Source organism: Pseudoduganella dura (assembly GCF_009727155.1).
GTDB lineage: Bacteria > Pseudomonadota > Gammaproteobacteria > Burkholderiales > Burkholderiaceae_D > Rugamonas > Rugamonas dura.
Genome location: NZ_WNWM01000002.1, coordinates 1910686 through 1924093, shown reverse-complemented (window position 1 = coordinate 1924093; position 13408 = coordinate 1910686). Strand labels below are relative to the sequence as shown.

At 66.7% G+C, this 13408-nt stretch carries 12 protein-coding genes; 6 read left to right on the top strand and 6 right to left on the bottom strand.

Annotated elements, in window-relative coordinates; genetic code table 11:
- The first annotated feature begins 10 nt into the window (after positions 1–10).
- Positions 11–1237 (top strand): nucleoside deaminase, encoded by a 1227-nt coding sequence (locus tag GJV26_RS08440; RefSeq protein WP_189441742.1) that lies wholly within the window; start codon positions 11–13, stop codon positions 1235–1237.
- A 15-nt stretch (positions 1238–1252) separates the two neighbouring features.
- Here GJV26_RS08440 and GJV26_RS08435 read toward each other — a convergent pair whose 3' ends face one another.
- From GJV26_RS08435 to GJV26_RS08420, 4 genes are all read right to left on the bottom strand, one after another.
- A complete protein-coding gene (locus tag GJV26_RS08435) occupies positions 1253–1735 on the bottom strand; it encodes a VOC family protein (protein WP_155712336.1) in 483 nt (160 codons plus the stop codon).
- Positions 1736–1887: 152 nt separating this feature from the next.
- The gene (locus GJV26_RS08430) at positions 1888–2667 is read right to left on the bottom strand and encodes a LytR/AlgR family response regulator transcription factor (RefSeq protein ID WP_155708431.1); all 780 of its coding nucleotides are present in this window, start codon (positions 2665–2667) and stop codon (positions 1888–1890) included.
- 10 nt (positions 2668–2677) lie between these two features.
- A complete protein-coding gene (locus tag GJV26_RS08425; protein WP_155708430.1) occupies positions 2678–3589 on the bottom strand; it encodes a sensor histidine kinase in 912 nt (303 codons plus the stop codon).
- A gap of 7 nt (positions 3590–3596) precedes the next feature.
- A complete protein-coding gene (locus GJV26_RS08420) occupies positions 3597–3869 on the bottom strand; it encodes a hypothetical protein (RefSeq protein ID WP_155708429.1) in 273 nt (90 codons plus the stop codon).
- Between the two features lie 243 nt (positions 3870–4112).
- On the opposite strand from GJV26_RS08420, the gene GJV26_RS08415 reads away from it, so the two are divergent.
- Complete coding sequence (locus tag GJV26_RS08415; protein WP_155712335.1) at positions 4113–5348, top strand: choice-of-anchor A family protein; 1236 nt, start codon at positions 4113–4115, stop codon at positions 5346–5348.
- Positions 5349–5426: 78 nt separating this feature from the next.
- On the opposite strand, the gene GJV26_RS08410 is transcribed toward GJV26_RS08415, so the two are convergent.
- Positions 5427–6101 carry a TetR/AcrR family transcriptional regulator gene (locus GJV26_RS08410; RefSeq protein WP_155708428.1) on the bottom strand — a complete coding sequence of 225 codons (675 nt, stop codon included), beginning with the start codon at positions 6099–6101 and terminating at the stop codon, positions 5427–5429.
- Positions 6102–6114: 13 nt separating this feature from the next.
- The gene (locus GJV26_RS08405) at positions 6115–7587 is read right to left on the bottom strand and encodes an aminotransferase-like domain-containing protein (protein WP_155708427.1); all 1473 of its coding nucleotides are present in this window, start codon (positions 7585–7587) and stop codon (positions 6115–6117) included.
- Positions 7588–7736: 149 nt separating this feature from the next.
- On the opposite strand from GJV26_RS08405, the gene aptA reads away from it, so the two are divergent.
- The 4 genes from aptA (at position 7737) to GJV26_RS08385 (ending at position 13406) form a co-directional block, all read left to right on the top strand.
- Positions 7737–9059: an omega-aminotransferase AptA gene (gene aptA / locus GJV26_RS08400; RefSeq protein WP_155708426.1), complete on the top strand. Its 1323-nt coding sequence runs from the start codon at positions 7737–7739 to the stop codon at positions 9057–9059.
- A 170-nt stretch (positions 9060–9229) separates the two neighbouring features.
- A complete protein-coding gene (gene ald / locus GJV26_RS08395) occupies positions 9230–10345 on the top strand; it encodes an alanine dehydrogenase (protein WP_155708425.1) in 1116 nt (371 codons plus the stop codon).
- An 83-nt stretch (positions 10346–10428) separates the two neighbouring features.
- Positions 10429–11931, top strand: coding sequence for a CoA-acylating methylmalonate-semialdehyde dehydrogenase (locus GJV26_RS08390; RefSeq protein ID WP_155708424.1), 1503 nt, complete (start codon positions 10429–10431; stop codon positions 11929–11931).
- A gap of 107 nt (positions 11932–12038) precedes the next feature.
- A complete protein-coding gene (locus tag GJV26_RS08385; protein WP_155708423.1) occupies positions 12039–13406 on the top strand; it encodes an NAD(P)-dependent oxidoreductase in 1368 nt (455 codons plus the stop codon).
- The last annotated feature ends 2 nt before the right edge of the window (positions 13407–13408 follow it).

Below are 13408 nucleotides of genomic sequence, written 5' to 3'. Positions count from 1 at the left end.
CGGGCGCCCCGTGAAAAAAACCATCGACGTCCAGGCGGCCGTCACCATCGCATCGCTCGAGGCCATCGCCGCGAAGACGCAGGGCACGTTCGGCGTCGGCGCGGTGATGCTGGACGGCTTCGGCAACGTGCTGCAGGCGGTGCACAACCAGGTGATCCGCGATGGCCTGATCTGGGACCCGACCGCGCACGGCGAGCGCCAGCTGGTCGACTGGTATTACGCGGAAGGTGCGAAGGGCAGGGCGCTGCCGCCGCCGCGAGAGATCACGATCGTCACGTCGCTCGATCCGTGCTGCATGTGCGCGGGGGCGATCCTGGCGGCGGGGTTCAACGTCGTCGTGGCCGCGAACGACGGCAAGGCGGGCATCAATCACGACGGCGCGGGCACCTTCGCCGCGCTGCCCGAAGCGCTGCGCGCGCGTGCGCGCGAGACCTTTGCCTACCCGGCCGTGCTGGGATCGTCGTCGTATGCGCGCGACGCCGGCGGTGCGCCGCCGCCGCCGTTCTTCATCGGCAAGACGATCGCCGAACCCACGCAAGCCCTGTGTTCGCTGGTGTTCGAAGCCACCACCGAAGCGGTGATGGACCTGTTCGACACCGATCCGCCCCGCTCCGGCCTGCTCGATCCCGCCACGCTGCCGGCGGAACACCCGATCGTGCGGGCACTGAAGCGTGCCTGCCCGGATGCGCTGACCTACCGCGCCACGCCGCAGCGGCCCGATGCCGGCCTGGCCCCCTACCTGCTGCACGCGATGGAGCGCGACCGCGCGCAGGGCGGCTCCGGCAACGCGGTGGCGTTGCTCGATGCGTTCGGCAACCTGCTGCTGTGCTGCCATGGCAGGCAGACGCAATCGGGCATCCGCACCGCGTTCATGGAATGCACGCGGAATTACGCGCTGCTGCGCCATAAATTGATGGCGGGAGCCGGCGTGGAACGCCAGCAGGAAGTGCGCCGCTACCTCGGGCACCCGAAGGACGGCACCTTCGTGTGCGCGGTGGGGCCGGACGAGGGCGCGCACAGCTTCATGGAGCTGGGGGCCTACGGTTCGACAATGGAAGGGGCGCTGCGGCCGGAGAACCCGGCGCAGTTGCAATACGTTCGGCCCGCGATGGCGCCCGGCGCGCTCGAAGCGCTGTGCCGGAGCCTGCCGCCGCTGTATCGCGACCGTATCGGCATCCGCCCGGTACAGGTGGCCGACTGCGAGCTGGTCGCGGCGCTGGAACGCGAAGCGGGCTGAGCCGGTAAAGCCCGGTCAGCGCGGCCGTTCGGCCTCGGCCCACGGATCGTAGGTGCCGATGCTCCACACGTGGCCTTCGGGGTCGCGGCACGTGAAGCCGCGGCCGCCATAATCCTCGTCCTGCAGCGGCAGCACGACTTCGCCGCCGGCATCCATGACGCGCTCGTGCACCTTGTCCGCATCGTTGACGGCAAGGTAGGAACTTTGCGTGACGAACCTGCCGGTTTCCGACGGCTGCTTCAGCAGGCGACCATACTCGGTATCGAAGACCGATCCCAGCATGATCATGCCGTTGCCGAACGTGAGCTGGGCATGGGCGACCGTGCCATCCTCGTTGCGCACCACGAGGGTGGCTTCGAATCCCAGCGTGCTGCACAGCCATTCGATGGCGGCGGGGGCATTGCGGTAGCGCAGGCAAGGCATGATCGTGGCACGCGTATTACTGGGTATCGTCGTATGGGGGCTGGCCGTCTTGTGGGGCGTCTTGTGGGGCGTCATGGGGGTCGTCATGGAGGTCGTCATTACGCTGCTCCCTGTCTGTGGCGGGTTCGGGTAACTGGTAGGCGAAACCCCAATATAGACCAGTGCACAAGGCGGGGCAAGCGGAGTCGGGCATTGCCGGCCGGCCGGCGGGCGGACGCGCAACAGCGTTACATTTGCTGGAATAAATGGGTGTTGCCGCGACTGACTTCGAGCTGTTCCGCGCAGTGCTTCACGCGCACCATCTGCCTGCCGCGCAGGTCGCGCGTGACTTCGGCGATCGCATCCACGCGCACCAGCGTGGAGCGGTGGATGCGCCAGAATTCGTCCGGATCGAGCTCGTCCGCCAGTTCCTTCAGCGTCTTGCGGATCAGCACTTCGCCCTGCGCCGTCTGCACCCGGGTATATTTTTCGTCGGCCTGGAAGAACAGGATCTCGCGCGTGCTGATCATGCGCAAACTGCTGCCCACCTGTGCCTGGATCCAGTGCAGGTACTCGCGCCTGCCGCCATGATTGCCGCTGTTGCCGCCGCCGCCGCGCCCGTCGAGGAGCCGCGACAGCTGCACCGCGATATCGGCCGGCCGTTGCCCGATGCGCTCCTTCAGCCGCGCGCAGGTGGTCTTCAGGCGCTCGCCGCCGACCGGTTTCAGCAGGTAGTCCAGCGCACCCTGCTCGAATGCCTCGATCGCATACTGGTCATAGGCGGTGACGAACACGATGTGGCAGCGGTTGAACAGCATCCGCGCGGCCTCGATGCCGGACAGCCCGGGCATGCGGATATCGAGGAACACCACGTCCGGCTGGTGCCGGCCGGCCAGCGCGATCGCTTCCACGCCGTTCGCCGCTTCGGCCGCGATCGCCAGCTCCGGCCAGCATTCGGCCAGCCGGGCGCGCAGCATGTCGCGCATCGGTTCCTCGTCGTCGGCGATCAGCGCGGTAGGGTTTTTCATCTGCGGGCCCTCATTTATGTTGATCGGCAAAGATATCCGGTGCGAACGGCACCCGGATCGACGCCCGGCAGCCGCCTTCGGCCGGCGTTTCGATCTGCAGTTCCGCGCGCGTGCCGTACATCAGCTTGAGCCGCTCGCGCACGTTGGCCAGGCCGATGCCGTCGCCGGCGTAGCGCGAGAAGCCCACGCCGTCATCCTGCACATCCACCTGCAGCATCGTGCCGGTACCCGACGCCCGGATATCGATCCGGCCGCCTTCGATCTTCGGTTCGAGCCCGTGCTTGATCGCATTCTCGATCAGGATCTGCAGCATCATCGCCGGAAACGTGGCGCTCTCCAGTTCGGGCGGCACGTCGATCGACACGGCCAGCCGCGTCTTCATTCGCGCCTGCATGATCGCCAGGTAGGAGCGCGACAGGGCGATCTGCCGGGCCAGCGTGCCGTTGCCGCGCGAGCGCATCTGCGGCAACGTGGAGCGCAGGTAGTCGATCAGGTGCTGGTGGATCTGCGCCGCCTGCGGCGGATCGGTCTCGATCAGCTGGCCGATCAATGCCAGCGTGTTGAACAGGAAGTGCGGCTCCACCTGGGCCTGCAGCGCGGCCATGCGCGCTTCGACCAGCCGGCGTTCCAGCTCCTCGGTGCCGGCCTGCTCGGATGCGCGGCGCGCCTCGATCTCGGCCTTGCGCTTGCCGCCCGCCAGCACCTTCAGGCCCAGCGAGATGAAGATGAACGCCACCGCCTGTTCCGGATGGATCGCCGGCGTGGCGGTCAGCAGCAGCGCCAGCAGCCATGTCATCACGAGCTGGCGCATCGGCACCTGCGCCAGCCAGTCGAAGAACTGCCACCACAGCGAGCTGGCGGTTTCGCCCAGCTCGCGCACGAATCCCAGCGCGCCGCGGGCGCCTGTTGCGGCTGTCTTCATCGGCGGCCTATTGTCCATGCGGCCGGGCGTGATCGTGCCGGTGCGCCTGGTGCCGGTTCGAACCGAGCGCATTGGCCGCCAGCTTCACCAGCAGGAACAGCACGAACAGGGTCAACGCCAGCGGCAGCGCCGTGATCAGCAGCGCCAGCATCACGCACACGACGAGCAGTGACGGCCAGGGCATCCGCTCCAGCCGGCGCATCGCGTGCCGCACGATGCGCACGGTGCCGTCATACGCTTCGCGCAACGTCTCGGTGCAGGTTTTATTGACGGTCTTCATCGATGGCCCCCATGGTTTGCAGTGGGTTCACTGTAGCGCGAGGCCCGGCGCGGCGGAACGGCGATCCGACGAACGGGAATTTTCGCGGGATGACCTGCGGCGGCGGAGGATGAGTGGGGCTTGCAAGCAACATGAATGCGCAATAAGAACCGGCATTTTCGTTGAGCTGCGTTAATCGAGATATAAATATGCTATCCTATTGGAAACAAAAATTGCATATATAAAATAATCACAAGGGAAATCATGTTACGCCAACGCCTGCTCGCCGCCGCACTGTCCACTGTATTTTCCATGCCATTCGTGGCTGTCCAGGCGGCGCCCGCCGCCGCGCCCCTGACTGCGACCCAGGTGCTGAACCAGATGAATGCCGTGTCGCTGACGAACATCACCGCCACGCCGGGCGGCCACGTGCATGGCCGCACCTGGGCCGCCGGCAGCGTGACCGGGGGCGAATACGGCAACCAGCTCGACAGGGCGCCGGCATCGGACTACGCGGGCCTGACGGCCGGCAGCGTGACCTATGCCACCGATGCATGGGGCAACCGGAACCGTGTGACGGTCAACCGTGGCGGCCTGGTCACGGGCGGCTCGATCGATGGCGTGACGGTCAACGAGGGCACGAATGTGGTTGGCGGCAACGTGTCGAACTCCACGCTGAACCGCGCCTCGCAGGTGGCCGGCACGGTCGCGAACTCCACCTTCAACGGCGGCGCGACGATCGCCGGCAGCGTGGCCAATTCGAGCATCAACGGCGGTGCCTATGTGGGCGGTGCCGCGGCGAACACGAACATCAACGGCGGCGGCACCGTGGCCGGCGAGAAGGCCAATACCACCATCAACGGCGGCGCATACCAGGGCCTGGCGGCGGACTTCACGACGGGCAGCGCGGCCGCCGCGTCGACCGCGTTCGGCACGGTGCTGGGCAATCTGTCGAACTCGATGGCGCAACTGAAATCGACCGGCAGCAACGTCGACATGAGCGGCTCGAAAGCCGTCTTCACGGCCAGGGCCGATGCCACCGGCGTGGCGGTGTTCGACCTGACCGGCTTCGACGACACGCTGTTCACGCTGAACGAATTCGAGTTCAACCTGAACGGCGCCACCACGGTGATCATGAATTCGAACGTGACGACCGCATCGATCCATGCCAATTTCCTCGGCGGCGGCGCGCGCAATATCGGCAGCCAGGTCATCTGGAACTTCTACGATGCCACGAGCCTGACGATCAGCTCCCAGTTCGGCGGCGCCGTGCTGGCCACTGATGCGCTGGTGACGAACACGGCGGACATCGAAGGCGGCCTGTTCGCCCGCGCGCTGGACCTGCAGGCCCAGGTGCACGTGCAGCCGTTCACCGGCAACGTGGATTTCCTGTCGCCGGTACCGGAGCCGAGCATCGTGGCGATGATCATGGCGGGCCTGGCGGTGTTCGGCATCGGCGGCCTGCGCCGCCGCCAGGAACAGTTCACGCGCAACGAATAGAATGTCGGCCGCTGTGCGGCCGGGCAGGGAAAGCCGGCCGCCATGTGGCCGGCCGGGGCAAGAAAAGCCAGGGAGAATTCAGCCGCCGTGCGGCTGGATCAGCGCCAGCACCAGCCCCACGATCGTTTCCTCCGCTTCGTCGAAATCCTTCTTCTGCAACTGGCGCCGGTCCAGCACCAGCGCCATCTGCGCGGCGAAATCGGCGTACGATTGCGTCATCGCCCAGATGGCGAACAGCAGGTGCGTGGCATTGACGGGCGCCATGCGTCCCGCCGCGATCCAGCGCTCGAACACTTCGATGTCGCGCTTGAGCACCGGCACCACGCGCTCCCTGATCTGATCGCCATACAGCTTGGCACCGCCGATCACTTCCATCGCATACACGCGCGACGCATACGGCTGCTCGCGCGAGAACCTCAGCTTGGCCTGCACGTAGGCGCGTAAAAGATCAGCCGGATGCGCGGCCGGCGCATCGTCCTGGCCCGCCTGCGCCAGGCTGGACATGCGCTCCAGCCAGTCGTCGAGCACCCCGTCCAGCACGCGCGCGTACAGCTCCTGCTTGGTGGGGAAGTAGTACATCAGGTTCTGCTTCGACAGGCCGGCGCCTTCGGCGATCGCCGCCACGGACGTGCCTTCGTAGCCGCATTCGGCGAACACGCGCACGGCAACGGCGGCGATGTCCGCTTCGAGCCGGTCACGGTTCTGCATGCGGCGCGAGGCGGCGCCGGCGCGCACTGCGTTCTTGCCGGTCATGGTTTCTCCATGGTCATTGCCGCAATGCGGACGGCCGTGATACGGACTGCAGGAAGGCGCGCAGCACCGGGTCGTGCGCATACGCCACGTTGAAGCGGAACCAGATCGTGGTGCTGGGCCGCAGCAGGAAGAATTCGTCCGGCGACAGCAGGATGCCGGCACGCAGCGCGGCATCGGCGATCGTGCGGGCGTTGTAGCCGGGCGCCGGCGGCACGTTCCAGCCGGCGCTGACGAACATGCCGCCGCGCGGCCGCGCCACCGGTTCCATGCCCACCTCGGCCAGCGCCTCGATGGTGCGTTCGCGCCCCTCGTCGAGCTGGGCCACGAGCTTTTCCACCATCCTGCGATATGCCCGCGCCGTGACCGCGTGGTACACGGCGCGTTCGTTCACTTCCGACGTGGTCAGGCCCGTCAGCATCTTCACCCGCACCAGCTCCGGCATCAGCGGGCCCGAGGTGCAGATCGATCCCACGCGCAGCACCGGCGACAGGATCTTGGAAAAGCTGCCCACGCGGATCACGCGGCGCAGCCCGTCCATCGCCGCCAGCGATGCCTCGCCCTTGCCGGCGAGATCGCGGTAGATGTCGTCCTCCACCAGCCAGAAGTCGAACTGCTCGGCCATCGCCAGCAGCCGGTGCGCCTGCGCCTGCGACAGCGACGTGCCCAGCGGGTTCTGCAGCACCGTGTTGACGAACATCAGCTTGGGCTGCGCCTGGCGCGCCTCCCGCGCCAGCGCGTCGAGATCGAGGCCGTGTTCGCCGCGCGGAATGCCCACGGCGTTGCAGCCATGGTGGCGGATCAGCGACAGCAGGTTGCTGTAGCCGGGGTCCTCGACGAACACCGTGTCGCCGGGGCGCGTGAGCGTGCGCAGAATCAGGTCGAACGCGTGGGTGGCGCCGTGCGTCAGCAGCACCTGATCCGCCTCGACGGGGAACAGCTCGTCCGTCAGCACCGCCGCCACGTGCTGGCGCAGCGCCGGAAAACCCAGCGGATGGCCGTAGCCGCGCAGCCGGTTGGCGGGAATGCGCATCGCATGGCGCACCGCGTCGAGGATCGTGTCTTCTCCATACCATTCGGGCGGCAGCCAGCCGGCGCCCACCGGCAGCGCGTCGGAGACGCCCGAGTACAGGTCGGAGGTGAGGGCATCCACCGTGACCGGCCCGGCCACGATGACGGGCGGCAGGTGCGCGGCGATGTCGTGGCGCGCCACGTAATAGCCGGAACCGCGCCGCGACGACAGCAGACCCAGGTTGACGAGCCTGTCATAGGCCTCGACGACTGTAAAGGTGCTCACGCCATTACACTTCGCGAACTGCCGCACCGAGGGCATCTTGGTGCCGATCCGCAGTTCCTTGCTCGAAATCATGGCCGTCAGCACGGCCACGATCTTTTCCACCAGGCTGCCCTTGCCGGCCCGCTCGATGGCGATCGCCGGCCAGGCGACGACTTCATGGGTTTCCTGCGATTTGATGGGTCTGGCTGCCATGCTGTAACTGTAGTGGTTTTATGACCTGTACGGTTGGAACGCCTTGCCGATTGTGTATATTTGCCGGAGTGAACGGCGTGTCTATTATTGCATCATCATTTTGCCAACTGGTAAAGAATTTTGCGGGCCACGTGCCCCGAGGAGAATCCATGAACCGACCCGAGCATTCACCCGAATCGATGGCAGCCTTCTGGATGCCATTCACGAACAACCGCGACTTCAAGGCCAGCCCCCGGCTGCTGGCCTCGGCCGCCGGCGTGCACTACAAGGATGTCGACGGCAACGAAGTGCTCGACGGCACCGCCGGCCTGTGGTGCGTGCCGTGCGGCCACGCGCAGCCGAAGATCGTGGCGGCCGTGCGTGAAATGGTGGGCACGCTGGACTTCGCGCCCACGTTCCAGATGGGCCACCCGACCGCGTTCGAACTGGCCGAAAAGCTGATGGCCTACACCAATCACCGTTTCGGCCACGTGTTCTACACGAACTCCGGGTCGGAGGCGGTGGACACGGCGCTGAAGATGGCGCTGGCCTACCACAAGGCGCGCGGCGAAGCGTCGCGCACCCGCCTGATCGGCCGCGAGCGCGGCTACCATGGCGTGGGCTTCGGCGGCATCTCGGTCGGCGGCATCGCCGGTAACCGCAAGCAGTACGGCACCCTGCTGCCGGGCGTCGACCACCTGCCGCACACCCACAACCTCGAAAAGAACGCCTTCACGCGCGGCGAGCCGGAACATGGCGCGCACCTGGCCGACGAGCTCGAACGCATCGTCGCGCTGCACGACGCTTCCACGATCGCCGCCGTGATCGTCGAGCCGGTGGCCGGCTCCACCGGCGTGCTGATCCCGCCGAAGGGTTACCTGAAGCGGCTGCGCGAGCTGTGCACGAAGCACGGCATCCTGCTGATCTTCGACGAGGTGATCACCGGCTTCGGGCGCATGACCACGCCGTTCGCCTCCGACTACTTCGACGTCGAACCGGACATGATGACCACCGCGAAAGGCCTCACCAACGGCACCGTGCCGATGGGCGCCGTGTTCACGAAGGCCTTCGTGCACGACGCGTTCATGGATTCGCCGGCCGGCATCGAGCTGTTCCACGGCTACACCTACTCCGGCCACCCGCTGGCCTGCGCCGCCTCGCTGGCCACGCTGGAAGTGTTCGAGGAACAGAAGATCCTCGAGCATGCCGCCGGCCTGCAGGAATACTGGACCGACGCGGTGTACTCGCTGAAGGACCTGCCGCACGTGATCGATCTGCGCTGCATCGGGCTGATCGCCGGCATCGAGCTGGCGCCGATTCCCGGCAAGCCCGGCGCCCGCGCCTACGCGGCATTCAAGAAGGCGTTCGCCGACGGCGTGCTGATCCGCGTTACCGCCGACACCATCGCGCTGTCGCCGCCGCTGGTGTTCGAGAAGCGGCATATCGATGAACTGTTCGGCAAGCTGGCGAAGATCCTGAAAGAGCTCGAGTAAGTTTTGGCGGTTAAACGGAATCCGCCGTTTCATTGGCGGCATGCGTATCGATCGCCACAAGCGATAGTGGTTGGCCGCTGAACACCGGCCACCACTGGATGCGCCGCAATACTGCAACACCGCAAGACCGCAACACGCCTCCCCACCCCAAGCCAGCCAGGAGACATACCATGCTCATCGGCGTACCCAAGGAAATCAAGATCCAGGAATCGCGCGTCGGCCTCACCCCGGCCAGCGTGAAGGAACTGACACTGCGCGGCCACCCCGTGCTCGTCGAACGCAACGCCGGTGCCGCCATCGGCCTGAGCGATGCGATGTACGCGGCATCCGGCGCCACGATCGTCGACACCGCCCGCGAAATCTTCGAGCGTGCCGAGATGATCGTCAAGGTCAAGGAACCGCAGCCGCAGGAATGCGCGTTGCTGCGCGCCGGCCAGATCCTCTACACCTACCTGCACCTTGCCCCCGATCCGGCGCAAACGCAGGCATTGGTCGAATCGGGGGCCGTCTGCATCGCCTACGAAACCATCACCGGCCCGAACGGCGGCCTGCCGCTGCTGGCGCCGATGAGCGAAGTGGCGGGCCGGATGGCGGTGCAGGCCGGTGCCGCCCACCTGGAAAAATCGAAGGGCGGCATGGGCCTGCTGCTGGGCGGCGTGCCCGGCGTGGCACCCGGCCATGTGGCCATCATCGGCGCCGGCGTGGTCGGCACCAATGCGCTGCAGATCGCCGTCGGCATGGGCGCGCGCGTGACGGTGCTGGACAAGAACGTCGATCGCCTGCGCCAGCTCGACCTGGTGTTCGGCAACCGCGTGCAGACGATGTATTCGAACGCGCACACGATCGAGGAAGCGGTGCTCGATGCCGATCTCGTCATCGGCGGCGTGCTGGTGCCGGGCGCCGCGGCGCCCAGGCTCGTCACGCGCCAGATGGTGGCGAAGATGAAGGCGGGCGCCGTCGTGGTGGACGTGGCGATCGACCAGGGCGGCTGCTTCGAGACGTCGCGCCCGACCACCCATGAACATCCCACGTTCGTCGTCGACGGCGTGGTGCATTACTGCGTGGCGAACATGCCGGGCGCCGTCGCGCGCACGTCCACGTTCGCGCTGAACAACGCCACCATCGCCCATGCGGTGGCGCTGGCCGACAAGGGATGGAGCAAGGCCCTGCAAGGCAACCCCCACCTGAAGAACGGCCTCAATGTCTGCCAGGGCAAGGTCACGTACGAAGCCGTGGCCCGCGACCTGGGCTACGACTACGTGCCGCCCGATACGCTGTTAGCCTGACCCTCTGCTGTCCTGAACCTGTCCTGATTTGTCCTGAACCCCTGTCCGACCCTCTCCATACGACAACCTGAACGAGACTCTCCATGAGCGACATCGATACCATTACCCATTACATCAACGGCGCGAAAGCGGATACGCGCAGCGGCCGCTACGCCGACGTCTACAACCCCGCGCTCGGCGAGCCGGTGGCCCGCGTGGCGCTCGGCACCGTGGAGGAAGTGGACGCCGCCGTGCAGGCCGCGCATGCCGCGTTTCCCGCCTGGGCGGACACGCCGCCGCTGGCTCGCGCCCGCGTGCTGGCGAAGTACCTGCAGCTGTGCCAGCAGCACACCGAGGAATTCGCGGCGATGCTGACGCGCGAGCACGGCAAGACGCTGGCCGACGCGCGCGGTGAGGTGGCGCGCGGCATCGAGGTCGTCGAATTCGCGGTCGGCATCCCGCAGTTGCTGAAGGGCGAATTCACCGACCAGATCGCGCGCGGCATCGACGCCTGGTCGATGCGCCAGCCGCTCGGCGTCGTGACCGGTATCACGCCGTTCAACTTCCCCGTGATGGTGCCGATGTGGATGTTCCCGGTGGCGATCGCATGCGGCAATACCTTCGTGCTCAAGCCTTCCGAACGCGATCCTTCGCCGGCGCTGCTGCATGCCGAACTGCTGAAGAAGGCCGGCCTGCCGGATGGCGTGTTCAACGTCGTGCAGGGCGACAAGGATGTGGTCGACGCGCTGATCGAGCACCCGCACGTGCAGGCCGTGAGCTTCGTCGGTTCCACGCCGATCGCAGAATACATCTACGCGAAAGGCAGCGCGCACGGCAAGCGCGTGCAGGCGCTGGGCGGCGCGAAGAACCACATGGTGGTGATGCCCGACGCGGACATGGACATGGCGGTCGACGCGCTGATGGGCGCGGCATACGGCTCGGCCGGAGAACGCTGCATGGCGATCTCGGTCGTCGTCGCGATCGGCGATGCGGGCGACGCGCTGGTGGGCGCACTGGAACGGCGCACGGCCGCACTGAAAGTACGCGACGGCATGGCGCACGATGCCGAAATGGGGCCCGTCGTCACGCTCGCCGCCAAGCAGCGCATCGAGCGCCTGATCGGCGAAGGCGTGGAGCAGGGCGCGAAGCTCGTCGTCGATGGGCGCAACTTCAAGGTCGCGGACCGGCCGAACGGCTTCTTCGTCGGCGGCACCCTGTTCGATCACGTCACGCCGGACATGACGATCTACAAGGAAGAAATCTTCGGCCCCGTGCTGTGCGTGATGCGGCTGCCGGACGTGGGCAGCGCCGTGGAGCTGATCAACCGCAATGAATACGGCAACGGCGTGGCCGTATTCACGCGCGATGGCGGCGTGGCGCGCGAATTCGTGCGCCAGATCCAGGTGGGCATGGTGGGCGTGAATGTACCGCTGCCGGTGCCGATGGCATTCAACAGTTTCGGTGGCTGGAAGCGCAGCATGTTCGGCGACCATCATGCATACGGCCCCGAAGGCGTGCGTTTCTACACGCGGCACAAGGCCGTGATGCAGCGCTGGCCGAACACTGCCACTGCTGGCGCGGAATTTGCATTCCCACAGATGAAGTAAGCGTTGGTGCGCGCCGCGATGGCGCTGCCCGGCACCGCAGGGCAGCACGCCATCGCACAGGGAAGCAGCAACCAGGTTTTTCAGCCATTCAGCCAGGAACCAGAACCATGCTCGACTCACTGAACTACATCCCCCATCCCAGCGCCACGAACGGCGAGCTGGCCACCCACTTCACCGACCTCGCCCCGCCGCTGAATGCCCGCCAGGCCGCGATCGAAGCGGCACGCTGCCTGTACTGCTACGACGCGCCGTGCACCCGCATCTGCCCGTCGGACATCGACGTGGCCAGCTTCATCCGCAACATCCACGACAGCAACGTCGATGGCGCCGCGCTGGGCATCCTGAAGCAGAATATCTTCGGCGGCAGCTGCGCCCGTGTCTGTCCCACCGAGATCCTGTGCGAGGATGCCTGCGTGCGCAACCACGATGCCGAAGGCCAGCCGGTGAAGATCGCGCTGCTGCAGCGCTATGCCACCGACAACATGAGCTTCACGGCGCACCCGTTCCAGCGCGCGAAATCGACCGGCCGCAGGATCGCCGTCGTCGGCGCCGGGCCCGCGGGCCTGTCGTGCGCGCACCGCCTGGCAATGCTGGGCAACGACGTCGTCGTGTTCGAGGCGCAGGACAAGGCCGGCGGCCTGAACGAATACGGCATCGCCAAGTACAAGCTCACGGACGATTTCGCCCAGCGCGAAGTGGATTTCCTGATGGGCATCGGCGGCATCGAGATCCGCCTGGGCCAGAAGCTGGGCGACAACCTGCACCTGAAGGACCTGCATGCCGATTACGACGCCGTGTTCCTCGGCCTGGGCCTCGGCGCCAGCCGCCGGCTGGGCCTGACGGGCGAGGACGCGCCAGGGCTGCTGGCCGCCGTCGACTACATCGCCGAACTGCGCCAGGCGCAGGATCTCGCCGCGCTGCCGGTACCGAAGCGAGCGATCGTGATCGGCGCCGGCAACACGGCGATCGACATGGCCGTGCAGGTGCAGCGCCTGGGTTCGGAAGAAGTGACGCTGGTCTACCGCCGCGGCTTCGATGCGATGAGCGCCACGCACCACGAACAGGAAATCGCCAAGGCCAACCAGGTGCGCATGGTCACGTGGGCACAGCCGCAGGAAGTGCTGCTCGATGCCGCCGGCCGCGTGCGCGGCATGCGCTTCGAGAAGACCCGGCTGGAAGGCAACCGCCTGGCGGGCACCGGCGAGACGTTCGAGATCGCCGCCGACGCCGTGTTCAAGGCGATCGGGCAGACGATGGCCGACGCATCGCTGGCCGATCCGCTGGCCACGCTGCTGGGGCGCGACGGTGACAGGATTCATGTCGACGAACACTTCCGCACCGCGCTGCCCGGCATCTACGCCGGCGGCGACTGCGTCGCGCCGGGACAGGACCTGACCGTGCAGGCCGTGCAGCACGGCAAGCTGGCCGCGCTGGCGATCCACGCCGAACTTTCATCGAAACTGGAGGCTGCATAATC